The sequence below is a fragment of the Rhodoplanes roseus genome, assembly GCF_003258865.1.
Taxonomy (GTDB): domain Bacteria; phylum Pseudomonadota; class Alphaproteobacteria; order Rhizobiales; family Xanthobacteraceae; genus Rhodoplanes; species Rhodoplanes roseus.
This window is the reverse complement of the sequence record NZ_NPEX01000665.1, coordinates 1-448: the sequence shown is the minus strand read 5'-3', so window position 1 is coordinate 448 and position 448 is coordinate 1. Positions and strand designations below refer to the sequence as shown.

The 448-nt window shown below is 70.3% G+C and carries 1 protein-coding gene; it reads left to right on the top strand.

Annotated features, from left to right (window positions below; translation table 11 throughout):
- Positions 1-59: 59 nt before the first annotated feature.
- Positions 60-448, top strand: a 389-nt coding sequence (locus CH341_RS31880) for a hypothetical protein (RefSeq protein ID WP_111423742.1), incomplete at its 3' end; no start/stop codon positions are given.

The window sequence follows — 448 nt, the reverse complement described above, 5'->3', positions numbered from 1 at the left end:
GTCGTGAAGGTCTCGGCGGTCATCTCGCGGCGCCGGGCACGGGCCGCCGGAGGTGTGCCGTGATCTGGTCGACCATCGCATCGCTCATCGGCGGGCCCGTCGTGAACGGGCTCATCAACGCCTACAAGGCGAAGCTCGAGGCCGGCAACAGCTCGGAGCGCATCGCCGCCGATCTCGCCGCTCGCGAGCTCGCCGTGCAGCAGCGCGAGGCGGAGCTGCGGATCGACCAGATCCGGATCGACGACGGCCGCTGGTGGACGTCGGCGCCGCGCGCCGTCGTGATGTGGTCGCTCGCCATCTTCGTCGCCAAGTGCATGGTCTGGGACAAGGTCCTCGGCTGGGGCTCGACCGATCCGCTCGGCGGCGACATCCAGCAATGGGCGGGCCTCGTCATGGCCATGTGGTTCGGCGGGCGGTCGATCGAGAAGGTCGCCCGCATCCTGCGCCG